Annotated in this window: 22 protein-coding genes and 1 other RNA gene; 14 read left to right on the top strand and 9 right to left on the bottom strand. The window is 59.2% G+C overall.

The genetic code is table 11. The features are described 5' to 3' along the window. The first annotated feature begins 1 nt into the window (after position 1). Positions 2–1516, top strand: a complete 1515-nt coding sequence (locus tag N7U68_RS08200; protein ID WP_165196548.1) for a tripartite tricarboxylate transporter permease — start codon at positions 2–4, stop codon at positions 1514–1516. Between the two features lie 33 nt (positions 1517–1549). Then, positions 1550–3190: a thiamine pyrophosphate-binding protein gene (locus tag N7U68_RS08195; RefSeq protein WP_263048798.1), complete on the top strand. Its 1641-nt coding sequence runs from the start codon at positions 1550–1552 to the stop codon at positions 3188–3190. A gap of 19 nt (positions 3191–3209) precedes the next feature. On the opposite strand, the gene N7U68_RS08190 is transcribed toward N7U68_RS08195, so the two are convergent. After that, positions 3210–3920: an IclR family transcriptional regulator gene (locus N7U68_RS08190; protein WP_165196552.1), complete on the bottom strand. Its 711-nt coding sequence runs from the start codon at positions 3918–3920 to the stop codon at positions 3210–3212. A gap of 120 nt (positions 3921–4040) precedes the next feature. Between N7U68_RS08190 and N7U68_RS08185 the strand changes: the two genes are divergently transcribed. Next, positions 4041–5303, top strand: a complete 1263-nt coding sequence (locus tag N7U68_RS08185) for a 3-isopropylmalate dehydratase large subunit (RefSeq protein WP_263048797.1) — start codon at positions 4041–4043, stop codon at positions 5301–5303. 16 nt (positions 5304–5319) lie between these two features. Continuing rightward, positions 5320–5826, top strand: coding sequence for a LeuD/DmdB family oxidoreductase small subunit (locus tag N7U68_RS08180; RefSeq protein ID WP_165196554.1), 507 nt, complete (start codon positions 5320–5322; stop codon positions 5824–5826). 151 nt (positions 5827–5977) lie between these two features. Here N7U68_RS08180 and ffs read toward each other — a convergent pair. The 3 genes from ffs to N7U68_RS08165 all read right to left on the bottom strand — a co-directional run bounded on the left by ffs (position 5978) and on the right by N7U68_RS08165 (position 8045). Beyond that, positions 5978–6074, bottom strand: an RNA gene (gene ffs, locus N7U68_RS08175) — signal recognition particle sRNA small type. A 145-nt stretch (positions 6075–6219) separates the two neighbouring features. Then, entirely contained in the window at positions 6220–7893 is a 1674-nt protein-coding gene (locus N7U68_RS08170) for a bifunctional 2',3'-cyclic-nucleotide 2'-phosphodiesterase/3'-nucleotidase (protein WP_263048796.1), read from the bottom strand. After that, positions 7824–8045, bottom strand: coding sequence for a hypothetical protein (locus N7U68_RS08165; protein WP_263048795.1), 222 nt, complete (start codon positions 8043–8045; stop codon positions 7824–7826). The genes N7U68_RS08170 and N7U68_RS08165 overlap by 70 nt, the downstream gene beginning before the upstream one ends. Positions 8046–8308: 263 nt before the next feature. On the opposite strand from N7U68_RS08165, the gene nudC reads away from it, so the two are divergent. Continuing rightward, entirely contained in the window at positions 8309–9292 is a 984-nt protein-coding gene (gene nudC, locus N7U68_RS08160) for an NAD(+) diphosphatase (protein WP_263048794.1), read from the top strand. Positions 9293–9330: 38 nt separating this feature from the next. Beyond that, entirely contained in the window at positions 9331–9798 is a 468-nt protein-coding gene (locus tag N7U68_RS08155) for an SRPBCC family protein (protein ID WP_263048793.1), read from the top strand. Positions 9799–9921: 123 nt separating this feature from the next. Here N7U68_RS08155 and N7U68_RS08150 read toward each other — a convergent pair whose 3' ends face one another. Continuing rightward, positions 9922–10200: a hypothetical protein gene (locus N7U68_RS08150; RefSeq protein ID WP_165196561.1), complete on the bottom strand. Its 279-nt coding sequence runs from the start codon at positions 10198–10200 to the stop codon at positions 9922–9924. A gap of 3 nt (positions 10201–10203) precedes the next feature. Between N7U68_RS08150 and N7U68_RS08145 the strand changes: the two genes are divergently transcribed. Next, positions 10204–10350: a hypothetical protein gene (locus N7U68_RS08145; protein ID WP_263048792.1), complete on the top strand. Its 147-nt coding sequence runs from the start codon at positions 10204–10206 to the stop codon at positions 10348–10350. A 62-nt stretch (positions 10351–10412) separates the two neighbouring features. On the opposite strand, the gene N7U68_RS08140 is transcribed toward N7U68_RS08145, so the two are convergent. Next, positions 10413–11246, bottom strand: a complete 834-nt coding sequence (locus N7U68_RS08140; RefSeq protein WP_263048791.1) for a prephenate dehydratase — start codon at positions 11244–11246, stop codon at positions 10413–10415. Between the two features lie 130 nt (positions 11247–11376). On the opposite strand from N7U68_RS08140, the gene N7U68_RS08135 reads away from it, so the two are divergent. The 6 genes from N7U68_RS08135 (at position 11377) to N7U68_RS08110 (ending at position 19120) form a co-directional block, all read left to right on the top strand. Beyond that, entirely contained in the window at positions 11377–11892 is a 516-nt protein-coding gene (locus N7U68_RS08135) for a c-type cytochrome (RefSeq protein ID WP_165196565.1), read from the top strand. A 292-nt stretch (positions 11893–12184) separates the two neighbouring features. Continuing rightward, positions 12185–14053, top strand: coding sequence for an extracellular solute-binding protein (locus tag N7U68_RS08130; RefSeq protein WP_263049128.1), 1869 nt, complete (start codon positions 12185–12187; stop codon positions 14051–14053). 7 nt (positions 14054–14060) lie between these two features. Beyond that, complete coding sequence (locus tag N7U68_RS08125; protein ID WP_263048790.1) at positions 14061–15149, top strand: microcin C ABC transporter permease YejB; 1089 nt, start codon at positions 14061–14063, stop codon at positions 15147–15149. A 106-nt stretch (positions 15150–15255) separates the two neighbouring features. Further along, entirely contained in the window at positions 15256–16362 is a 1107-nt protein-coding gene (locus tag N7U68_RS08120; protein ID WP_263048789.1) for an ABC transporter permease, read from the top strand. Next, entirely contained in the window at positions 16359–18233 is a 1875-nt protein-coding gene (locus N7U68_RS08115; protein ID WP_263048788.1) for an ABC transporter ATP-binding protein, read from the top strand. Before N7U68_RS08120 ends, N7U68_RS08115 begins: the two co-directional genes overlap by 4 nt. After that, entirely contained in the window at positions 18230–19120 is an 891-nt protein-coding gene (locus tag N7U68_RS08110) for a sulfotransferase domain-containing protein (RefSeq protein ID WP_263048787.1), read from the top strand. The genes N7U68_RS08115 and N7U68_RS08110 overlap by 4 nt, the downstream gene beginning before the upstream one ends. Positions 19121–19148: 28 nt before the next feature. Here the strand turns inward: N7U68_RS08110 and hemN are convergent, their stop codons facing one another. Next, on the bottom strand, positions 19149–20504 hold the full coding sequence (hemN, locus tag N7U68_RS08105; protein WP_263048786.1) for an oxygen-independent coproporphyrinogen III oxidase: 1356 nt from the start codon (positions 20502–20504) through the stop codon (positions 19149–19151). A 76-nt stretch (positions 20505–20580) separates the two neighbouring features. Between hemN and fnrL the strand changes: the two genes are divergently transcribed. Then, the gene (gene fnrL / locus N7U68_RS08100; RefSeq protein ID WP_165196576.1) at positions 20581–21327 is read left to right on the top strand and encodes a transcriptional regulator FnrL; all 747 of its coding nucleotides are present in this window, start codon (positions 20581–20583) and stop codon (positions 21325–21327) included. Between the two features lie 12 nt (positions 21328–21339). On the opposite strand, the gene N7U68_RS08095 is transcribed toward fnrL, so the two are convergent. Together N7U68_RS08095 and N7U68_RS08090 are read right to left on the bottom strand one after the other, a co-directional pair. Beyond that, entirely contained in the window at positions 21340–22095 is a 756-nt protein-coding gene (locus N7U68_RS08095; RefSeq protein ID WP_263048785.1) for a DUF1194 domain-containing protein, read from the bottom strand. A gap of 78 nt (positions 22096–22173) precedes the next feature. Continuing rightward, positions 22174–23013 carry a universal stress protein gene (locus tag N7U68_RS08090; protein ID WP_263048784.1) on the bottom strand — a complete coding sequence of 280 codons (840 nt, stop codon included), beginning with the start codon at positions 23011–23013 and terminating at the stop codon, positions 22174–22176. Between the last annotated feature and the right edge of the window lie 52 nt (positions 23014–23065).

Below are 23065 nucleotides of genomic sequence, written 5' to 3'. Positions count from 1 at the left end.
GATGTCGATCATTGAAATTCTGTTTGCTGCGATCCGCGAAGTCCTCATGTGGCAGAACGTCCTTGCCATGGTGGTTGGCGTTGCGGGCGGCATTCTGATCGGAGCGTTACCGGGGCTGACCGCCACGATGGGCATCGCCATCCTGATCCCGCTGACCTTTACGATGGAGCCGATGGTCGCCCTCGGCATGGTCGCGGGCATTTACAACGGCGGCATCTATGGCGGAGCGATCCCGGCAATCCTGCTAGGCATTCCCGGCACATCGTCTTCGATCCCGACGACCTTTGACGGTGTTCCTCTCGCGAAACGTGGCGAGGCGGAAAACGCGCTGCGGATCTCTGCATGGTCCTCGGCTGTGGGGGGCGTGGCAAGTGGGTTTTCGCTGCTGCTGCTGGCGCCGCCGTTGGCGACCGTCACGCTTCTATTCGGCCCGGCAGAGTATTTCTGGGTCGCATTGTTTGGCATGTGCAGCATCGCCATCCTGCTGGGAGCGGACCCGTTAAAGGGGCTTATTTCCAGCGGTCTCGGCCTGCTGATCGGAACGATCGGCATTGACAGCGTTTCCGGGCACGAACGATTTACACTCGATATCTACTACCTGACAGGCGGGTTCAACTTCATCGTCCTGCTGGCCGGGCTATATGGTCTGCCGCCTGCCATTGATCTGGCCCAAACGGCGATTTCGCACCAGATCGACGCGGCGCGCACGGCGATCCGCAAATCGGGAAACCGTTTTACCGATTGGCGCAGCCTGTATCCGACATGGGCGCGATCCTCGTTGATCGGTATCGTCATCGGCATCCTGCCGGGTGTCGGGGGCACGATGGCCGCATTCCTCAGCTATAACGAGACCAAGCGCGCGGATAAGGACCCCGAGAGCTTCGGCAAGGGCAACTACAAGGGGGTGGCCGCCTCTGAATGTGGTAACAACGCCGATAACGCCTCGGCTCTCATTCCGACGCTGACGCTTGGCGTGCCGGGGAATGCTGTCGCAGCGGTGATCATGGGGGCCTTTCTGGTTCATGGTTTGCAGCCGGGGCCGGGGCTTTTTCGGTCAGAACCTGTGCTGGTCTATGCCTTCATACTTCAGATGATCCTGACCGCCGCTATTCTGCCGATCCTTGGTGGTTCGATCGCTGTGCGGATATTTGCGCCTGTATTGCGGTTGCCACAATCGTTGATCGCGCCCATCGTAGTCAGTCTGTCAGTGATCGGCGTCTATTCGATCCAGAACAGCATTTTTGATATTTACGCACTCATCGGGTTCGGTCTGCTGGGGTATCTGTTGCAGCGTACGGGCTTTCCGCTCGCTCCGATCGTGTTGGGCGTTATCCTTGGCCCGATGGCCGAGCAGCAGTTGCGCCTTGCGCTCATCATATCGCGTGGGGATGTTGCGGTGATTGCCAGCAGCACCGTGTCGATGATCCTGATTGCGCTGATCTGTGTCGTGCTTCTCTTGCCGGTTGTGCGGATGATGATGGGACGGCGTGCGCGGATCGATCCCAAGCTGGACTGAATAACCGGAATACGCACCCAGAAAGGGAATACCATGCTGATTCATGAACAGCTTGCGCGGATGGTCGCTGCCGAAGAGGTATCGTGCCACTTCACGCTGCTTGGCGATGCCAATATGTATTTTGCCGACAGTCTTGATACACTCGGCGTCAGGTCGATCCACGTCCGACACGAACATTGTGCCTGCTCCATGGCGATGTCCTATGCGCGGGCCACGGGCGATATCGGTTTTTGTTCGGTTACTTGCGGGCCGGGCCTGACGCAGCTTGCGACCGCACTGCCCGCAGCCGTGCGGGCATCAATCCCGATGGTCGTATTTGCAGGCGAGAGTCCTCTGAACAAGGCATGGTACAACCAGCAACTGGAACAAGCGCCGTTGGTACGTGCCTTGGGCGTTGATTACATCCCGATCCATACCCGGAGCCAGATCGCTGGCAAGTTGCGCGAGGCGTTCTTGTCGGCACGATTGCATCAAAAACCTGTGGTCGTCGGCATCCCGATGGATTTGCAGCATATGGAATGGACAGGGGGTGACGACTATGCACCGTCGCATCGTATAATTCCGAAAACCGCACCGCTGCATCCCGCGCCAGAGGCCATCGCCGAGGCTGCGCAACTTATCCGGAACGCCAACAAGATCGTTCTGGTCGCAGGAAAAGGTGCAATGAAGGCCGGAGCCGCGGACGCCTGTATGCAACTCGCCGATCGGTGTGGCGCGTTACTGGCGACAACGCTTCCGGTGCGCGGCCTGTTTCTGGATCACCCCTTTGATCTGGGCGTGGCGGGAGGCTTCTCCTCGCCACTGGCAAGAGAACTTTTTGCCGAGGCCGATCTGGTCATCGCTGTCGGCGCTAGTCTCACGCAGCACATGCGCGACGCTGACAAGCTCTTTGGACAGGCCAAGGTGCTACAGATCGACCTCGCGCCCACTGGGATCAATCAAGGTGCCGTCGTCGCCGAACACTTCCTACGGGGCGATGCCAAGGTCTGCGCCGAACGGCTGGCTGAACATATTGCGGAAAAATCCAACTGGCGCAGTGACGACCTGCGCACCCGTATCGCCAGCGCCCCTGCGGACAGCACAGAATTTCCTGATGATGGATACCTTGATCCGAGGGATGTCATCGCAGGTTTGCAAGAGGTGCTTCCCAAGAGCTGGGAGATGGTTAACTCCTCGGGCCATTGTTCGTATTTCTCTGCCCAGATGCGTGGCTGGCACGCGCAAAACTTTCACGTCATCAGAGAGTTCGGTGCCATTGGCAACGGTCTGTCCTATGCCATCGGTGTTGCTGCCGCGCGGCCCGACAACACGGTCGTTCTGATCGACGGGGACGGAAGCCTGCTCATGCATGCGCAGGAATTAGAGACAATCCGCCGCCATGGATTGAAGATCCTGATCTGTATCCTGAATGACGGGGCCTATGGGTCCGAGATTCACAAACTGCGCAGCGAGGGATTGCGCGATGGCGGGGCTGTGCATGGCCGGGGTGATCTGGGGGCGGTTGCGCGGGGTTTTGGTCTGGGCGGTAAGGTTTTTGGCGATCTTTCAACCTTGGCAGACGACCTGAAGCAATTCAACGAAGGTTCTGGCAGTGCGCTCTGGGATTTTCACATCAGCGATCTGGTGTCGTCGCCTATCATGCGGCAAAACCATCCCACCAAGCCGCATAGCTGAGATGACAGCTGGCCGGATGTCAGGCTCCTCCTCCATATCCCAGCATGGTCGACAACCGATGCACCTTCGATGCGATATGGTCCAGAACCTCTGGATTTTGCGCGTCGAACCGGCCGATCGGTCCCGACACGGCAATCACGCCGATCAGCGCGCCGTTGCGGTCAAAAACCGGAGCCGAGACAGATGCGGTCAAAGGGTCAAATACCCCGACGGAAAACCGTGCCAAATCGGCGGTATTCTCCACAGCTTGCGGCGCACCATCCTCGTAGTCGCGCAACACCTGACAAATCGACGTGGTGTCCATGGGAATCGGCATCCCGATCTTGCGATTAACCCGCAAGGATTGGGGCGAATCCACGCCCATCATGCACATGCGGTTGTCGCCCTCGCGGACATAAAAGAAAACGCTCTCGTTGGTCGAATCCCGAAGCTGCGTCATCGTGGTTTCGATCAACTCGCGCTGATCCAGCGAGCTTTCAAATGCGCGGCCCAGTTGAAACGCCTTGACCGACAGCTGGTATCTGCCATCCGGCAGCTTGCGCACATACGAAAGCTTCTCGAAGGAAATCATGTAACGCAGGATTACGCTTTTGAACAATCCGGTCGCCTCGGCGAGATCGCCCAGCGTGAGCGGATGATGCGCGGCAGCAAAAGCATCGAGAATGCGAAGGGACCGTTCGGCGGCGGCAACCGGTCTTTCAACCTGCTCGGCGTCCAATTTCTTGGCCATTTTCGTGCTTACTCCAACTGGGTCATCTTGCTCGGTCAAACTCGTATAATAGTGTTATAGTATTGTCACCCTCATAGGGCGCGCAGTCGCCACCTGATTGGCATTGCGCCGCAACCAGACGTGAAAGGCACGGCCTTGGATAATCCCAAAACGATCGCAGAGAAATTGTTAAGTCGGGCTGCAGATGCAAACGTGCGGGCCGGTGATATTGCCGTCTGCCGGCCAAGCTATGCCATGGGGACCGATGGATCGATACCAATGGCGATTGATTATCTGGCGGGAATGGGGCGCACCAGGGTTGCAGACGCCGGACAGCTGCTCTTTGCGATGGATCATTATGGTATAAGTTCCGGCCCGAATGCGCTGGCACTACAGGCGAAAGCGCGCAAGTTCGCTCATGAGAACGACATTCAGCTTTTTGATGTGGGCGATGGCATCGGTCATCAGTTGTTGATCGAGAAGGGTATCGCCGCACCAGGGCGGCTTGTCGTCGGTGCGGATTCTCATGCTACTTCTTATGGGGCGTTGAATTGCTTTGGCACGGGGATCGGATCGTCTGATCTGGCGGGGGTGATGTTCTGCGGACAGATGTGGTTAGAGGTGCCGCGTACCATTCGCGTCCACCTGCTGGGCCGGTTGCCGGAGGGCGTGTCGGCAAAAGATATTGCGCTGGTTCTTGCCCGACGGATGGGGGCAGATGGCGCAAATTACATGGCCCTTGAATTCGCAGGGCCGGGTGTTGCAACACTGGATATGGATGACCGGATTGTGTTGTCCAACATGGCGGTAGAGATCGGTGCGAAAGCCGGGATTTTCCCATGCGACAGCGTTCTTGAGGACTGGCTGCAAAGGGTGGGTGTTGGCGACTACACCCCTATTGCGGCGGATGAAGGCGCGCAGATCGAGCAGGTGGTCGAGGTCGATCTTTCCGCTTTGAGGCCACAAATCGCACTTCCGCACCGTGTGGACAACGTTACTGATCTGGAGGCACAGCCCTTTACGCCGGTCGATGTCGTCTATCTGGGCACATGTACCGGCGGGCGGATGCGCGACTATCACGAGGCACTGGAGGTTATCACCCGAGCGGGCCGGATCAGCGACGAGGTTCAGGTCGTTGTCACACCCGCGTCGGGGCAAATTTATACCGAGATGCAGAGCACTGGTATGCTGGGCCGCTTTCGTGCGTTGGGGGCACAGGTTGAACTGCCCGGATGCGGTGCGTGCTGTGGCACATGCGGAACGATACCAGCGAATGGGCAGAAGATCATTTCGAGCGCCAATCGAAATTTCCGGGGTCGGATGGGAAATGCTACGGCGGAAATTTACCTTGCTTCGTCCCTATCATGCGCTCACGCCGCTGTACGCGGCGGCTTTGGCCAATAAACTAAAGGATGTTGAGATGAACGAAGTTCTTGCCTCGGGCAGCGCACGGCTTCTCGGTGACGATATCAATACCGATTACATCGTTCCCTCGCACCGCAAGAAGGAAACGATAGACCCGCAGGTTCTGCGTGCGTTTGTCTTTGAGGATATCCATCCCGGATTCTATGAAGCGATGGGCGCCGAGACAATTCTGGTTGCAGGCACGAATTTCGGTTGCGGTTCGGCCATGGAGGTCGCCGTAACCGTTCTGCAAGCGGCCGGGGTCAAGGCTGTCATTGCCAAGAGCTTTTCCCGTACGTTTCGGCGGAATGCACTGAACAATGGATTGTTGCTGTGTCAGGCGGATGCCACGCACCTCAACGATAACGACGCTGTGACGGTAGGGTTGGAAAACGGAACACTCACTATCGACACAAATGCAGACGAGCGGATCAAGGCGGGCACTATGCCAGCTTTCATGCTCGAAATGCTGTCGCATGGTGGGCTGACCCGTTTCCTCATGGCAAAGGGCGGTTTCGAATAGGTTCGCGGATCACGTCAACATGGATTTGCCTATTGGCAGAGGCGGGTAGCCGCATCCTGATCGGCGGCCGTGGCGGATAGCTTGCAGTCAAGAAATGAGAACACCCCTGCCATACAGTGGGTTGCGCCAACGATTGTGATGGGGTGTGGAGGGTGAGAGGCTGGACAACGACCCAAGCGGGGCTCGTTACGGCTGCTTCCTTCCGGATCTGACCGGGTTGGCGAGGTGCCTGCCCGCGCCAACCTCTCGAATGTTGATATAGGTCGCCAACGGAGGATTCGCAAGGCGCGAGGTTGGATTACGCGCGTTGGCGGAGATACGTCGCGCGCAGGGTAGAATGGGCATTTTCAGAACATTGAAAGGCGGGTTGCGCGTTATGCCGTTTACACGGGATCAGAGTCCGAGGCGCAACCGCGCAAACCCCAGGGGGGTCTGGCCCAGATCTTCGGCCTGTATTTGTTCGAGCGCCCCGGGCACATGGCGCACCCCCGGCCCGGTGTTCAGCAAGACCGACGTGCCGGGCAAAGGCGCGAAACGCCAGACGGGTTCTGTCGTGGGTGAGGTGGTGCCGGTGCTGCGCAGGTGGTCGGCGACCAGATCGCGCATGATGGTCCTACCCTGATGCACATAGACCGAAGCGGGCCAACTGCGATAGGGGCCGGAACCTGCGGCGCGATAGCTGTTCGTGGCCAGCAGGAACATTGCCTCATCCTCGACGGGTTGCCCGGCGTGGAGCAGGTCGCGAATGCGGTGTGCGCCCGGATTGGCGAGGGCACCGGCCATGGAGTAGCGAGGCGGTACACTGAGGTCGATGCAGTAGCTGAGCCCGTCGATCAGGTCGAAATTATGGCCGGGCACATCGGGGTCGCACAACGGTTGGTCGGCACCGCCGGGTCTGATCTGGCGAAAGCAGATGGCCGCGCGTTCGAGCCAGTCGCGCAGGTCGGCGCCGCTGAGATGGAGCCCGCAAAGCGTGTTGGGAAATCCGCAAAGATCGGCGATGTGGCGCAGGCTGAGCGGGCCTGCAGGGATGTCGGTGAAATGAAGCGGTCCGCCGCGCCCTCCGGTCTTGAACGGGGCCGAGGCCGACAGGATTGGTAGCGTTTCATAGGCCGTTCCGGTCATCGCACAACGCAGTGCGGCGCGTTGCGCCTGAGTGACGACGCGGACGGCGGCAGAGCATTCAGCCAACGCCAGAAATGTATGAAGCGGCGCGGCGCTATGGCCTGCGGGTCGCGCGACAAGCGTGAGTGTGGCATTGTGAGCCGCGTCAATTGCTGCGCCGAGTGAGCGATCCGGAGTGACCGCGGGCCGATCTGAAGCGGGCGCGACGGGCCGGGCTTCGGCGTGGTGGTTTTGAATCCGCCATGTCCCCGCCTGCCGCTCTAGGTTCAAATCCAGCACCCCCAGATGGGAACCGCGAAAACCTGCCATGACGGCTGGTGTGCCGCTAAATGTTCCGGCGTCCGGGTCGACCCCGGACTGCGTTATTCCGCCCGTCTGCGGAAAGACTTGGTGGCTGTGGCCGGCTATCAGCGCATCAACTCCCGGCACCGCAGCAAGCGATAGGGCCGCATTTTCCATCCCGGGGCGATAGGGCCCCGACTCTATCCCGGTATGGGCCAGCATCAGCACCAGATCGGCCCCTTGGTGCCGCATCTGCGGGATCAGGCGGCGGGCGGTTTGAACCATATCCTGCGCCGTTGCCTGTCCGCTCAGGTGACAGGTGTCCCAAACCGTGATCTGGGTTGGCACCAGACCGATCACACCTAATATCAGCGTATGGGATTGCCCTTGGGTGTCGATGATCTGTCGTGGAAGCAACAGATAAGGCGGCAGCAAAGGGGCGCCCATCGGGCCCGGTCCGATGGTCACATTTGCGCAGGTGATGGGGAACCGGGCGGCGGAAAGCGTCTGCGTCAGCCAATCAAGGCCGAAATTGAATTCATGGTTGCCCAATCCTGCCGCGTCATACCCCAGATGATTCATCGCCGTAATCATCGGGTGGTCCCCGGTCCAGCCGCTGTCGGCCTGCGCAGTGATGTCGCTAAGTGGCGTGCCCTGCATGCATCGCCATTGTCGAACAGCATGACGTTGGACGCCTCGGCCCGCGCGGCGCGGATCAGGGTGGCAGTACGAGCCAGCCCGTAAGGCTGATCGCCTTTGTCCGCATAATAGTCATAAGGCAGCAGATTGGCGTGCAGGTCAGTGGTGGACAACAGACGAAGTGTCGCCTGTATGGCCGGAGTTTGGATCTGCTTGGTGCGCGCTGCGGATGTTCTATGTGGGGTCATTACTGGCGTGGGCATGATCAAAATATTTGGGTTGGCGAAGGAGAACGCCTTAAAATTTAATAGCTTCTATACCATCAACCCTAAGTTGCCTTTCTCGAGGTTCGCAAGAAATGCGGCGTTCCGGACGGCCCCGGCTTGTCCTTGATCAAAGATCGTGGCACCTGAGCAACAAATCTAAGGAGAGAACAATGCGGCACGCAGAAACGGTGACGTTTGGCGGTTCTGGGCTGGATCGGGCGGCCGCATTGCGCAGCATGCCGGACCTGATGGATCGCGCCAGACGTGAAGGCACCGCGCTGAGCATTCTTTTGTGGCGCGGCAAGCCGTTGGTGCAGGCGGGCAGTCTGGATCAACTGGTGCGATTGCCGATGGATCATCCGATTATTAAGAGCGGCCGACACGTTGATGCAGATAGCGAGATTCTGCTCGGTCGTGAAGCGGATGGCACGCTGGTCTTTGCTCATGACATGTCGAGTTGGCTACCTGCAGGGCTGGAGGCGACATCGCTGAACACGTTCCTTGATGCCTCTGAACAGCAACACCCGGACCTGCCGCAGGATGCGGTTTTTGCCGAGCTGCGCCGGATCATGACCAGCCTGAACGCGCGGGATGCCGAACTGGCGGCGACGGCGAAGGCGCTCTATTCTTGGCACGCGAGCCACGGGTTCTGTGCCTGTTGTGGCGTTGCTAGCGAGATCGCGCAGGCGGGATGGCAGCGGGGCTGTCCCAGCTGCAACGCGCAACATTTTCCGCGCACCGATCCTGTGGTTATCATGCTGATCCTGAATGGCAATTCGGTTCTGATGGGACGATCTCCGGGGTGGCCGGATGGGATGTACTCGCTGCTGGCCGGCTTTGTCGAGCCGGGCGAGACGATCGAGGCCGCGGTACGGCGTGAAGTTATGGAAGAGACACAGGTGCAGGTCGGTGCTGTCCGGTATCTGGCCAGTCAGCCTTGGGCCTTTCCCACGTCGTTGATGATAGGATGCGAAGGAATCGCCACCAGCACGGAAATCACTGTCGATCCGGTCGAGATTGAGGACGCGATATGGGTCACGCGTGAAGAGATGGCGCAAGTCTTTGCCGGGCAGCACCCGGATATTGCCCCGGCACGAAAGGGTGCGATTGCGCATTTTTTGCTGCGCAACTGGCTTGCGGATACGCTGGATTGAGGTGACAATAGGCGGAAAAGCACGAAAGAGGCTGAGCAATGAAATTCTCGACCAGAGAAGACGTCGAAGCACCTATTGAGTTTGTTTTTGATCAGGTGTCAGATTTCGCAATGTTGGAACGCTTGGCGCTGCGGCGTGGAGCCGAAGTGCAGCGCGTCGACGACAAGCCGCAGAATGGTGCCGGCATGTTGTGGAATACTGCGTTCGAATTGCGCGGAAAACGCAGGAAAATGCAGTTGGAACTGACCGAGTACGACCCGCCGAGCGGGATGTGCTTTGTTGCAACGTCATCGGCTCTGAACTGCGAAATGGTGCTGGATCTGGTGGCGCTGTCGCGTGGACGCACACGAATGTCGATGGAGATGGAGCTGAAACCGCAGACCCTGTCATCACGGCTGATGGTTCAGTCGCTTAAGCTGGCGAAATCGAACATGACTAAGCGTTTCGAGGCGCGCGCGGCATCTTTTGCGCGCGACATGGAAGATAAATATTCTCGCTGCGGCTGAGCCATTTTGATACTTTGTGACGATATAGCGAGGCGCCCGGCTGACTGGCCCGGACGCCTCTCGTCTGCGCGGTGCATGGAGAAGACGAAGTGAAACTGCGCCGCGACAGGCGTTCGGTTGCGCTTATGTGAGGCCGTGGCGCTCTTGCGCGCTCAGTTCGCTCAGGTCGAAGGTTTTTGCGTTTTCCTTGCGGTCGCCAGTGTCGCGAGCACGGGTGCGTGGATCGCCCGCCCGCTCGCTACCAAAGAGTTCGCTGGTCTCGAATATTTTGGCCCGCTCCAGACGATCGCCCGTGTCACGGGCGCTGTATGTGCTATCGGTCGCAATGTTGATCGGCGGCGTGTTGGCCAGCGCGGGGGATGCGGTGGCGGTGATGAGGGCGATAAGGCTGAACAGTCGCATATTGTGATCCTTTCACGTCAGGTGTCAGTTGGTGCTGGGGCGGGCGGTATGCCTGCCTTGCATGACCCTGAAGTGGGGGCGCGCAACGTAATGGAAATGGGCAGTCGCCGCGACGTGAAAAACCGGTCACTGCGCCGCACGGCGCTGTGATCTGGGCATGATGGTATCGTGATCGGCCATGCCCCACCGACGCGAGGCGGCGGGCGGCCGTGCTATTCGCGTGCAGGGTCGCGCGGGTAGACCCCCAGAATATCGAGCTGCGAGGTGAAATACCGCAACTCTTCCAACGCCAGCGCGACACCGGGATCCTTGGGGTGGCCTTCGATATCGGCATAGAATTGCGTGGCCGAAAACGACCCGCCCACCATGTAGGATTCCAGCTTGGTCATATTCACGCCGTTGGTGGCGAACCCGCCCATCGCCTTGTACAGAGCCGCAGGAATGTTGCGGACGGTAAAGACGAAACTGGTGATCATCCCATCATCGCCACGCCGCGACATGTCCGGTTCGGGCGACATAACTAGAAAACGGGTGGTGTTGTTGCCTTCATCCTCGATATGGCGCGCCAAAACGTCGAGGCCATAGATCTGTCCCGCCAGTTCGCTGGCCAGAGCGGCAGTCGTTGGATCGCCGTCCTGCGCGACCTGCCGGGCGGACCCGGCGGTGTCCGCACCGGTCACGCGAGCGATGTTGTGCGCCTCAAGATAGGCGCGGCACTGGCCCAGCAGCATGGTATGGCTCATCGCCTGTTTTACATCAGCCAGCGCCGTTCCGGGCAGCGCCAACAGGTTGATATGCACGCGCACGAACGCCTCGTTGATGATGTGCAGTCCACTGTTGGGCATCAGATGGTGGATGTCCGCAACCCGGCCAAAGGTCGAATTTTCGACCGGTAACATCGCCAATACGGCCGCCCCCGCGCGGACGGCCTCCATCGCGTCCTCGAATGTGCGGCAGGGCAGCGGATCAAGGTCCGGATAGGTGTCGACGCAGGCCTGATGTGAATAGGCACCGGGTTCGCCTTGAAAGGCAATACGATTGGTCATGGTGTTGTTATCCTGTCACCTTGCTCGGCCCTTGGGCATTTGGTCGCGGAAACTATACCTTGCGCCCGCCTAGGGGAAGCGGATAGATACGCGGCCAAGAGACTTCTAAAACTCAAATGGAAACGGGCCTATGTTCGACACGATGACACTGACCAAGATTCTGGGCGGCTTTTGCGGGGCCTTTCTGGTGTTCCTTCTGGGAAAATTTGCGGCTGAAACCATCTATCACGGTGGCGGCAGCCATGGCGGCGATCACGCCCAAGGCTATGTGATTGAAACAGGTGGCGACACCGATGCGGTGGAAGAAGAAGGCCCGTCCATCGAAGAGCTTCTTGCGTCGGCTGATATCGGCAAGGGCGAACGCGTCTTTAACAAATGCAAGGCTTGTCACAAGCTGGAGGCAGGTGAGAATTCAACTGGTCCTTCGCTCTATGGCGTTGTGGGTCGCGATGTGGGCGCAGCCGAGGGTTTCGGGTATTCCGGCAGCCTCAAAGCCGTTGCCGATGTCTGGACGCCCGAGCATCTGGACGGGTTCCTGACGAAACCGGCCAGCTACGCACCGGGCACGTCGATGGGCTTTTCCGGGCTTGGCAAGGCAGAAGATCGCGCGAATGTGATTGCGTATCTCGACAGCCTCGACAATTGATACTGGGTCGTTTTGATTACAAATAGCCGCCAGATCAGCAGGGTCTGGCGGCTTTTTGCTGCGCGGTGCATTTGGCGGGCCGGGTTTCACGGAATGACCGCCGATCAACGCTTGAAACTCGCAGTGAGCCTCCATTAGCTTGCAGCAGGCAAAACGCGCCCCAGATAAATGGGGCAGCAACAGGGAGGTCAGGATGATCGTACGCACAGATCACCAGAAGGCACGCACCGCGCAAGGTCGCGCTATCGCGCGGGCACCGCACCGCAGCAGACGCCGGTCGTTCTGGACCGCAATGCTGGGCCTTGGCATCGCCGCGTTGATGGCGCAGGCCGCTCTGGCTGAAGACAAGATCATCAGCACCCACGGATATTCCTATTTCGGCGACCTGAGCTACCCTGCCGATTTTCCGCATTTCAACTATGTGAATCCCGACGCGCCCAAGGGCGGAGAAATCTCGCTGGCGGCATCCGGCACTTTCGATACGCTCAACCCTTATGCGCTGAAGGGTGTGCCGGGGTCGGGCACCCCGATACTATACGAGTCGCTGCTGGCCGAGGATCCGTTGAGCAACACCAACTGGGTGCCTGCCGACGCCTATGGCGAGAGTTACGGATTGCTGGCCGAGCGACTGGAATATGACGAGGGCAAAACTTGGGTCATTTTCCACATGCGCCCCGAAGCGCGATTCTCCGACGGAACGCCAGTGACCGCGCATGATGTGGTGTTTTCACATAACCTGTTCATCACACAGGGGATTCCGTCCTACGCCGAGGCCGTGAAAAAACGCATTCTGACGGCCGAGGCGCTGGATGATCACCGGGTAAAGTTCACCTTTGCCGATGATCCGTCACGGCGGTCGATGATTGATCAGGTCGGATCGACCCCGGTGTTCTCTAAGGCGTGGTACGAACGCACTGGGGCCAAGCTGAACGAATCGCGGCTTGATCCCGCGATCGGGTCGGGCCCGTATGTTCTGGACAGTTTTGATGTGGGCCGCCGGATCGTCTATCGACGCAACCCCGATTATTGGGGCTGGGATTTGCCGGTCAATCAGGGGCGGTTCAACTTTGACCGCATCCGTATCGAGTATTTTCTGGACGACGCGGCCACCTTCGAGTCGTTCAAGGCGGGCGAATACCTGTTCCGGTCCGAGACCAGTTCGAAAAAATGGGCACGGTCGTATGATTTCCCTGCCGTGCAAAACGATTGGGTCAAGCTGGAAGAACTGCCGGACGGGCTGCCGCCCGGTGCCTCTGGTTTTGTGTTCAACCTTGGCCGGGAAAAACTACAGGACAAGCGTGTGCGGCAGGCGATTGCGTTGGCGTTCAACTTTGAATGGACCAACGAGTCACTGCAATACGGGCTGTTCAAGCAGCGCCATTCCTACACACAGGACACCGACTTAGAAGCCAAGGGACCACCTGAGGGACTGGAGCTGGATCTGTTGAAATCGCTGGGCGATGTGGTGCCCGCCGAGATGCTGAGTGATCCTGCGGTTATGGCGCACAGTTCGCGCGCAGACGGGCTGTCGGATCGGCGCAACCGCCGGCAGGCGATGAAACTGCTGGACGACGCGGGTTGGCCCGTGGGCGATGACGGCAAACGCCGCAATGCCAAGGGCGAGTTGCTGACGCTGAACTTTCCGATCCCGGCACCAAGTGCGGCGACGCTGGGCGGGATCATCGAAAACTTTATGAGCAATATCGAACAGCTGGGAATCACGCCGAGATATGAGACGATTGATGTGTCGCAATTCACCCTGCGGCGACGCGAGCGTGATTATGACATGCTGTTTGCCTCTTACTACCCGCTGACCGGTGCGGGCACCGGACTGCGCCAGATGTATGGGTCAGAGGCGGCGTCCTACTCTGTCTTTAACCCCGCCGGGATCGCCAGCCCGTTGATTGATGCGATCATCGACGCGTCGCTGGAGACACAAAGCCAAGCAGAAGAGGACGCAGCCATGCGCGCGCTGGATCGCGCATTGCGTTACGAGTTCGCCATGGTGCCAGTGTGGTATAATGACAAGCATTGGGTCGCCTATTGGGATGTGTTCGATCACCCCAAGGATCAGCCGCCCTATCAGTTGGGTGTGCTGGATTTCTGGTGGTTCGATGCGGAAAAGGCCGCCGCGCTCAAGGCGGCGGGTGCATTGAGGTAAACCGCGTATGGGTGCCTATATCCTGCGGCGGCTGTTGCTGATCATTCCGACGCTTCTGGGGATTATGATCATCAACTTTGCGCTGGTGCAGTTCGTGCCGGGTGGACCGGTCGAGCAGATCATCGCCAAGATGCAGGGCGAGGGCGACGTGTTCGAGGGGTTCTCGGGCGGCGGGGCCGATGCGGGCGGCGAAATGCTGAGTCAGGGCAGCGAGAAATATGTCGGCGCGCGCGGCCTGCCGCCGGAATTGATCAAAGAACTGGAAGAGCAGTTCGGCCTTGATAAGCCTCCGGTGGAACGCTTCATCGGGATGATGTGGAACTATGCGCGGTTCGATTTCGGCGAAAGCTATTTTCGCAAGATCGACGTGACCGATCTGGTGCTGGAGAAAATGCCGGTGTCGATCACTCTGGGTCTGTGGTCGACGGTGATCGCCTATCTGATTTCGATCCCACTGGGCATTTCCAAAGCAGTGCGCGACGGCAGCCCCTTCGACACTTGGACCAGCGGGGCGATCATCATCGCCTATGCGATCCCTGCATTCCTGTTTGCGATCATGCTGCTGGTGCTGTTTGCGGGGGGCTCATACTGGAAATGGTTCCCGTTGCGCGGTCTCACATCGGATGATTTCGACCAGCTGAGCGCACTGGGCAAAGTCGGCGATTATTTGTGGCACATCACGCTGCCGGTTCTAGCCAGCACGATTTCAGCCTTTGCAACGCTGACGCTGCTAACCAAGAACAGTTTTCTCGATGAGATCAAGAAGCACTACGTTATGACCGCCCGCGCCAAGGGACTGAGCGAAAAACGCGTGCTCTATGGCCACGTGTTCCGCAATGCGATGCTGATCGTGATCGCGGGGTTTCCTGCGGTATTCATCGGCGTGTTCTTTGGCGGATCGGTGTTGATCGAGACGATTTTCTCGCTCGACGGGCTGGGACGGCTTGGGTTCGAGGCCGCCGTCGGGCGCGATTACCCGGTGATGTTCGGAACGCTCTTTCTGTTTGGCCTCATTGGGCTGGTGGTCGGGATCATATCGGATCTGATGTATGTGCTGGTCGATCCGCGCATTGATTTTGAAAAGCGGGAGGGGTGAGGGTGCGTATCAACATCTCTGCTTTCAGCTTTGGTACTCTTTTCGGAATGGGAATGCTGCCCCTCGCAGAGTATTTGGGGCCAGAAGATGCAAGGGGACATGTCTGATGGCGATGTCGCCGCTTAATCAGCGCCGGTGGCACAATTTTCGACGCAATCGGCGTGCGTTCTGGTCGTTGATCCTGTTTACGATCGTGTTTGGCGTCACCGCTTGCGCAGAATTTGTGGCCAACGACAAGCCAATCCTGATCGAATATCGGGGCGGGTATTACATGCCGATTTTCCGCTTTTATCCTGAGACAGCCTTTGGCGGTGATTTCGAAACCGAAGCCGTCTACCGCGACCCGGAAGTGCACTGCCTGATCGTGTCGGGGGGGCTGGACATCTGCTTTGACGATCCCGAAGGCGTGATCGCCGATGCTGAGGATGGTGTCGTGGAGGGCGAAGCGATCGAGGCCGGCTGGGCGCTGTGGCCGATCATCCCCTATAGCTATGACACTGCCGTGGACCGGCCCGGCGCGGCGCCGTTGCCGCCCAATCCGCAGAACTGGCTGGGCACGGACGATACCAAGCGCGACGTGATGGCGCGGGTGATTTACGGCTTTCGCCTGTCGGTATTGTTTACGCTGATAGTGACCGCGTCGGCGTCGATCATCGGAATTGTCGCAGGTGCTGTGCAGGGGTATTTCGGTGGGCTGACTGATCTGATTTTCCAGCGCATCATTGAGATTTGGAGTGCGACCCCGCAGCTATATGTGATCATCATCCTGTTCGCGGTGCTACCGCGCAGTTTCTGGCTGCTGGTGGCCATCACAGTCTTCTTCGGCTGGATGGCTTTGGTGGGCGTGGTGCGGGCCGAGTTCCTGCGGGCGCGCAATCTGGAATATGTCCGCGCGGCCAAGGCGCTGGGCGTGAGTAACCTTAAGATCATGTTCCGCCACATGCTGCCCAACGCGATGGTGGCGACGCTAACGATGCTGCCGTTTTTGATTACCGGCACGATTTCTTTGCTGGCACAGTTGGATTTTCTGGGCTTTGGCCTTCCATCCTCGGCTCCGTCACTGGGCGAACTGACATTGCAGGCCAAGCGCAACTTGCAGGCACCGTGGCTGGCGTTTACCGCGTTTTTCGCCTTTGCCATCATGCTGTCGCTGCTGGTCTTTATCTTTGAGGGCGTGCGCGACGCGTTTGATCCCAGAAAGACGTTTGAATGAGCCTGCTGGACGTCAAGGACCTGAAGATAGCGTTTCGGCAGGATGGGCAGATTGTGCCTTGTGTCCACGGCGTCAGCTTTACCGTCGATCGGGGCGAAACGGTGGCGCTGGTTGGTGAATCCGGCTCGGGCAAATCTATCACGGCGTTGAGTACCGTATCGCTGCTAGGCAGTTCTGCCGAGGTCGGCGGTAGCGTGACCTATGACGGGCAGCAGATGATCGGGGCGGATGAAAAAATGCTGCGCAAGGTGCGCGGCAATGACATCAGCTTTATCTTTCAGGAGCCGATGACGTCGCTCAACCCGCTGCATACGATCGAAAAGCAGTTGTCGGAATCGCTGGAGTTGCATCAGAACCTGAAGGGGCGCAGTGGAACAAAGCGGCTGTTGGAAAGCTGGCTGAATTTCAATCCGGTGAAATGTCTGATCTGGTGTGCGGTGGTTTTTGTCGCGATTGCTGCCTATGCGTCATTCGTCGTCACTGCACCGGACAAGCCGAGCCTGAATTTCATGGAGGCGTATCTGGCTGATCTGGTGCCGCGTGCCACCCGGGCGTTGATCTGGGCGGCGGGACTGACGCTGGCGCTATGGCTGGGGCGTGTGGTTCTGGGGGGCACATCGCGCGGCTGGATCATGTCGAGCCCGGCCCGTGGGACGGTGCTGGAACTGATGGAAAAGGTCGGTATCCGCGACGCGGAATCCCGACTGAGTGCCTATCCGCACGAGTTGTCCGGTGGGCAGCGCCAGCGCGTGATGATCGCCATGGCACTGGCCAACAGGCCGGATATCCTGATCGCGGACGAGCCGACGACGGCGCTGGATGTCACCATTCAGGCGCAAATCCTCGAGCTGTTGGCCGATCTGAAAGCACGCGAGAATATGGGGCTGTTGTTCATCACCCATGATCTGGGGGTGGTGCAGCGCATTGCTGACAAAGTCTGTGTGATGAAGGATGGCCAGATCGTCGAGGCCGGGCCGACAACGCGGATTTTCGGCAATCCGCAACACGAGTACACCCGCAAGCTGCTGGGCGCGCGTGCCGCAGGTGTGCCTGCCCCGGTGCCCCACGACGCGCCCGTGGTGGTCAAGACCGAAAACCTGCGGGTCTGGTTCCCGATCACCAAGGGGTTTTTGAAGCGCACGGTTGGCCATGTGAAGGCGGTGAATGACGCCAGCATAGAGGTCCGCGCAGGTGAGACGCTAGGCATCGTCGGCGAAAGCGGGTCGGGCAAGACTACTCTGGCACTGGCAATCATGCGGTTGATCGGTTCCGAGGGCAAAATCACCTTCATGGGAGAGGATGTGCATGGCTGGTCCACCCGTGCGCTGCGGCGTCACCGCGCCGATATGCAGATCGTGTTTCAGGATCCGTTCGGCAGCCTGAGCCCACGCATGACCTGCGGGCAGATCATCGCCGAGGGGCTGGGTGTGCATGGCAATCCCGAGGGGCGGCCGGTGCGCGATCTGGTGGCCGAGGTACTGGAAGAGGTCGAATTGCCCGCCAGCGCGATGGATCGCTATCCGCACGAGTTTTCGGGTGGGCAACGCCAGCGGATCGCTATTGCCCGGGCGATGATCCTGCGCCCGCGCCTGCTGGTTCTGGACGAACCGACCAGTGCGCTGGACATGACGGTGCAGGTGCAGATCGTGGATCTGTTGCGCCGGTTGCAGGTCAAGTACGGGCTGGCCTATCTCTTTATCAGCCATGACCTCAACGTGGTGCGCGCGATGAGTCACCGCGTCGTGGTGATGCGCCATGGAGATATCATCGAGACGGGTGAGGCGCAGACGCTCTTTGACGCACCGCGGACGGAATACGCGCAAACCCTGCTGCGCGCCGCGCTCGACCTGAAGGCGGAGCGCGCGGGGTGACAGGCAGCAGGCCAACCACGATTGGCGAATTGCAGGCGCGGTTACGTTATTTCGTGACAGATGCATCGCTGGAGATGGCCGCGCGGTTCAGGCCGCGGCCATCGGATGTGATCATCACCCCCTATTCCAAATGCGGCACCACCTGGATGCAGCAGATCGTCCATGGACTGCGCACGGGCGGGTCGATGGCGTTTGGAGAAATCACCGAAGTCATGCCTTGGCTGGAACTGGCACATGATCTGGGCCAGACCTTGGATGCGCCGCAGGTAGCGCGGCCGCGCGCATTCAAGAGCCATCAGCGTTGGGACGAAATTCCCAAGGGGGGCCGCTATATCGTGGTGATGCGCGATCCGGTGGATGCGATGCTGTCGCTCTATCGTTTCATGGACGGTTGGATGATCGAGCGTGGCGCGATTTCGGTAGAGGACTTCGCGGCGTATTTTCTGCAACGCGATGCGAGTGACAGCTATTGGGAGCACGCGCGCTCGTGGTGGCGGCGGCGCTCTGATGACAATGTGTTGCTGCTCAGTTTCGAGGGATTGAAGCGGGATTTGCCGGGCGTCGTCACCCGTGTCGCGGATTTCATCGGTGTCGATGATCCAGAGGCGCGCCGTATTGCCATCGAACAGGCGAATTTTGCATTTATGAAGACGCATGCAGGTCATTTCGACGATCATTTCCTGCGACGCGTTACAGATCGTGCGATGGGGCTGCCGCCCGATGGAGAGGCGACCAAAGTGTCGTCGGGCAAGACCGGGCAGGGGCGCGTTGCCCTGCCGAACGCGGTGCGCGGGGCCTTTGCTGACAAATGGGATGCGGTGATGGGGGCCGAATTCGGGTTGGCTGATTACGCAGCATTGCAGGCAGAGTTGGCGCGCGACATTTGATCCTGTCTGGCGTTCGCTGGGCTACGGGTCAAAATGGCGACCAGTGCCCGGACATGTCGACGGCATAGCCGTCGAACGCTCGCGCGATCACCCGCGTCAGCAATCGTGCCTCTGTCGGGATGGTCAGGCCCTCTTCGTCCAGCTGCAACAGGTTGGGGAAACGGGCTGCGACCTCGGCCAACAGGCGGTGCAATGCATCTGCCGAGATGTCTAAGTCCCTGCACAATCTGGCGCGGCATACGGTGAAATCACACATTAGCGCCTGAATGACCCGGGCGCGCATCAGGTCGTCGCCCCGGTAGGCATGGCCGCGCTGCGTTGCATATTGCCCGGCCTGAATGGCGGCGGCGTATGCTCCGGTTGCTGGCGCGTTTTGCGTATAACCCTGTGGAAAATGCGAAATGGCCGACGCGCCGATGCCGATCAGCACGTCCGCGGGATCGTCAGTATACCCCTGAAAGCTGCGCCGCAGTTGCCCCGTCTGCTGTGCCTGTGGCAGGCCGTCGGCAACACCACAGAAATGGTCGATGCCGATCTGACTATATCCATCCCACACAAGAAGTTCCTGTGCGGCCTGAAAGAGAGCGAGGCGTTCTTGGGGCGTTGGCAAGTCCGCTGAAGGGATGAGTTGCTGACGTTTGGCAATCCCCGGCACATGGGCATAGCCATATAGTGCGATACGATCGGGATTGAGAGACAGCAGATGTTGCACGCTCTGCGCAATTCGAACCGGCGTCTGGTGTGGTAGGCCGTAGAGGATGCCCACGCTGATGTGTTCGATGCTGCGCGCCCGTAACTCCGCGACGACATCGCGGGTGGCATCAAAGCTTTGGATGCGGCCAATGGCGGCCTGAACCAACGGATCAAAATCCTGAATTCCGATCACAGCATGGCTTAGGCCCGCATGCATCAACGCGTCCAGACGTGTAGAGTCGATTTCGGTCGGGTCAATTTCCACCGAGAATTCTGTATCTTCGGCAAAGGGTACAACCGCGCGAATAGTCTCCGTCAAATCGGCAATCATCGATGGTGTCAGCAGGGTCGGCGTGCCCCCGCCCCAGTAGAGCCGCGAAAGTGTGACGCCCTGCGGCAAATCCGCACTGAGCAATGCCAGTTCAGCTTTTATCACGTTCAGATAAGCGGCGATGGGGTGATCGTTCCGGGTGCCTTGGGTCCGGTACGCGCAGAACCAGCACAACCGCCGACAGAAGGGAACGTGCACATATATCGAGATTTTATTGCCATCCGGGATGGCCCTGACCCATGCTGAGTGATCATCCGGGCCGATCGTATCAGTGAACTGCGCGGTTGTGGGATAGCTGGTGTAACGGGGCACGTCGGCATCAAAGAGCCCAAACCTGGCCAGTTGTGCTTTGCTATCCATGCGCATAGTTTATGGAGTGCCGATGGCGTCAACTTTGACCCAGATCAAGAGCGAAGGGCACAGACCAGAAATGGCAATGACTTCCACTTCCCCTCCGGTGCTTCCACAAGATTGCGACGGATGCCCAATCCGACACCGTGCCGTTTGTGCTCGGTGCGAGGCCGAAGAGTTGGAGCGTCTCGATGGGATCAAATACTATCGCAGCTTTCAGGCTGGGCAGACCGTCGTCTGGTCCGGGGACCGGATGGATTTTGTTGGCTCGGTCGTATCGGGTATCGCCACGTTGACCCAGACGATGGAGGATGGCCGCCGGCAGATGGTCGGTTTGCTGTTGCCCAGCGATTTCGTCGGTCGTCCGGGACGCAGTGCCGCGGCGTATGACGTGGTTGCGACCAGTGATCTGGTGATGTGCTGTTTTCGCAAGAAACCCTTCGAGGAGTTGCTGCGTGAAACGCCTGCCGTCTCGCAGCGGCTGCTGGAAATGACGTTGGATGAACTGGATGCCGCGCGTGAATGGATGCTGGTACTGGGGCGCAAGACTGCACGTGAAAAGATCGCATCACTTCTGCTGATCATCGGGCGGCGCAATGCAACGCTGAAACTGGTCGCCGGGTCTGGTCCGATGGTGTTCGACCTGCCGCTGACCCGAGAGGCAATGGCCGATTATCTGGGTCTGACGCTGGAGACGGTCAGCCGCCAGATTTCGGCGCTTAAACGCGAGGGGATTATCCATCTCGAAGGCAAGCGTCGCGTTACGGTCCCGGATTTCGACGGGCTGCAGGCCATCGCCGGGGATGACAGCGACGGCGGCATGCTGGTCTGATCTGCGGGGCGCTCAACGTGATGCCCGTTGTGTTACCGTGGGGGTACTGGAAAATACCGCGCCGCGGATCTCACGTAACAGTTTGATCTGCATGGCGCGGCTGAAATCGTTCCAATCATCTGCCGTGATAACAAAGGACTGCCGCCCGCCTATGACCTCGGCATGAAAGTAATCGGTCAGATCGTCGGTGTCCTCTTCGATCGCGAGCGCGTTGATCACGATACCGCGCCGCAAGAGGCTGTCTCGCACTTCGCGCAGTTTGATCGCGTCATCTGTCTGGCCATTGCCCGACAAATCGATCACCTGCCGCCGGGCTACATGCGGTGCGGTGTCGAATTGCTCTGCCGCATAGCTAAGGCCCGCGTGGATCATCGTTCCGCCACCTTCCAGTCGGCGCGGCATCGCGTCGACCGCGCGGGCAAATGCCACGGTCTCCTCGTCCGTTTGTATCCATGCCCAGCCCAGACCGGACGCCTGCCGTCTGATACTGGACCATTGCACGACAGACATTGCGACGCCGCCGGGTGCGTTGCGGATCGCGCGCATGACAGAGGGGGCTCGCAGTGCGGCGGCAGTGCCTCGGCGCTGGCGGGCAAACTCCACATCGTTCACGCTGGCCGACACATCGAAGGCCAGCACCAGATGCAACTCAAGCTCGGGCAGGGTTTGCGCAGTGGGTGACCGCTGAAAAACTGGCATGGTCAGAAAAAGCATGGCGACCATGCCCATACCCATGGCCATGCCACTCAGCCCTGCTGCTATCTGCATTGCCATGCCTCCCGCAGTGAGCGTGCGAGAGGTATGGCCGTTGGGTCAAGTCAAAGCTGCGCGCCGTGAAAAAACCCCCTAATGCGCCATCAGCAATGGAACAGTCGTTTGTTCCAGCAAGTCGCGCGTCGCCCCACCAAAGACCGCCTCGCGGAATCGCGAATGACCGTAGGCCCCGAGCACCATCAGATCGGCATCCATGTCCGCGCAGTGGCGCATCAACACGTCCGATACGCGCGGCAATGTCTTGGACAAAACGTCAATTTCAACCCGGACACCGTGACGGGCCAGAAACTGCGACAGCAATCCGCCGGGGTCTGAGCGGCTGGCGCTGTGGGCGGGGGGATCAATGATCACCACATGTACCTTTTCCGCCTCTTTCAGCAGTGGCAATGCCGCACGCGCCGCTGTCATCGCCTCGGCACTGTCATTCCAGCCGATCGCGATCCTCTTGGGGCGTGCAACAGATTGTGCATCGTCGGGTATGATCATCACCGGAACCTGTGCATCAAACAGGCACGCTTCGGTCACGGGTTCCAACTCTGCGCCGCGTTCTTTTCCGTAGGGCTGTGGCAGGATGGCCAAATCGGAAAATCGCACCCTCTGGGCAACCCTACGCGCCAGATCGACAAGCTGTGCCACATCGGATTCGCAGGACCAGCGCAAATCGCTTTTGGTCAACTGCGATCGGGCCGCCGCCTCGATTTGCCGGGACTCTTCCTCTGTGCGGCCAATTGATTGCTCCAACATCATCGCCGAAGCACCAGAGTAATAATACCCGACGGAGGACCGATCAACGCCGAGTGCAAGAACATCAAGATGCGCATCATGTGCGCGCGATGCGTCAATCGCACATTCGAGCGCCGGAAACATGAGACTTTCATCGGTTAGAACTGAGGCGATCGTTTTGTAAGCCATGATAAGCTCCTTGCAGTGTGGTTACAGGTCGGGAAAACTACCCCGACCGGGT

Source organism: Roseovarius pelagicus, from assembly GCF_025639885.1.
GTDB lineage: Bacteria > Pseudomonadota > Alphaproteobacteria > Rhodobacterales > Rhodobacteraceae > Roseovarius > Roseovarius pelagicus.
Note: the sequence above shows the minus strand (reverse complement) of the source record. Positions and strands in the feature narration are given on the sequence as shown.